The sequence below is a fragment of the Xenorhabdus sp. IM139775 genome (genome assembly GCF_028598745.1).
Lineage (GTDB): Bacteria > Pseudomonadota > Gammaproteobacteria > Enterobacterales > Enterobacteriaceae > Xenorhabdus.
The window spans coordinates 1-1,400 of the sequence record NZ_JAQRFK010000185.1 but is presented as its reverse complement, the minus strand read 5'-3'; the positions used below and the strand labels follow the sequence as shown (position 1 = coordinate 1,400).

The 1,400-nt window shown below is 29.4% G+C and carries 2 protein-coding genes; both read right to left on the bottom strand.

The features are described 5' to 3' along the window. Positions 1–30: 30 nt before the first annotated feature. The gene (locus PSI17_RS16845; RefSeq protein WP_273553056.1) at positions 31–507 is read right to left on the bottom strand and encodes a hypothetical protein; all 477 of its coding nucleotides are present in this window, start codon (positions 505–507) and stop codon (positions 31–33) included. 270 nt (positions 508–777) lie between these two features. Further along, positions 778–1,218, bottom strand: coding sequence for a hypothetical protein (locus tag PSI17_RS16840; RefSeq protein ID WP_273553055.1), 441 nt, complete (start codon positions 1,216–1,218; stop codon positions 778–780). Positions 1,219–1,400: the final 182 nt, after the last annotated feature.

The window sequence follows — 1,400 nt, the reverse complement described above, 5'->3', positions numbered from 1 at the left end:
ATAATGTACTTATTATTCGAACCAACTATTTTATATTTCTATTCTTGAAAAATAATAACCAAGATGCAGTCCTTTAAAATGCTCTTTTCTAACATAGAATCTCATTTTTAAAATAAATGAAAGGATATCAAGAAACAAATCATTTGATTTACCACAGAACGTTTTTAAGCATAAAATTTCTTCCGGTTTATTTTTCAATACATAATATATGTAATTCATTAAAATTATTTTTGAAACAAAAACATTCACATGCTCTTGCTCAGAAGAAACACAATCCTTTATTACTTTAAAAACTTCACTCCGATCCTCAGAGTACTTATTAATAAAGAAATCAGGATAAGTGTAATCCATATTATAATCTTCAAAAGGAAGATAATAACCTTCATCATGAAAAATTAAAAAATTAATTGTATCACAATGGAATTCATTAATTTTTACTAGTGTTTCTTCCTGTCCTTTTTTTACATATTTCTTAGCCAAATCATGCATGGAAGATAACATATGCATTACTTCCTCCCTCTGAACCCCTCCGTCATTTTTATCACAGACAAAATAAAGAACATCATTTTCAACAACAAAATGCTTATCAAAGTTGTCACCAAACCCCAGGGCGCGAGCACACTATTTTAGCTGCGTTTTGAAGATGATTATCTCTTAATATTCGGTTTTAATAGTGTTTTTATCGAGTGAAATTTAATCACACAGGCAATTCTTTAGACTTTTATAGAAAACTAAAGAATTAAAGAACAAGAGTGACATTTTAAGTTCAAATATTAATCAAAGTATGCTCGCGCCCTGACCAAACCCTAGCTCATAAAAGAGGTAATTAATGAAATCGCTTTTATACTGATCTAAATCATTTATCGCATCTATGCTACCAATGTTTTTCAGTTGATGAACAAAATAACTTATAAAAAGATTTTTCCCCTGATAATAGTCATTGTTATTTATCGAAAAAATATTTGGTAATACGCGAAGAAAACCATTGAAAGGATCATAAGGTTGATAACAATGAATATCACATGGTATCTTTTTTTCGTTTAAACATTCATACCATCTATGAAGACTAAAATCAGAATTATCTTCTATCTTTAGTGAAAGAATCTCATTTAATTCGTCATCACCTTGTTCAAATAACACTGTATCATTATCTATCGGATTAGCCCTTTTGTTGAACAGCCTTTTCAACTTATATACATAGAGATCATTTAGATTCATTTTTATTAGCCCAGTTGCTGAGAACATTTTTTGGGTTTACCCCATTTCCCTTTAACTTTTTGTTCACTTCTAGCTTTTAGAATTTCTTTATTGAAGGCAGAGTCAGGATTTTTAATCAAATTGTAACCAATGCCTCTGGCACCAGCTTCATTTGTATTTTTAGATAATACCCCATCCTTATA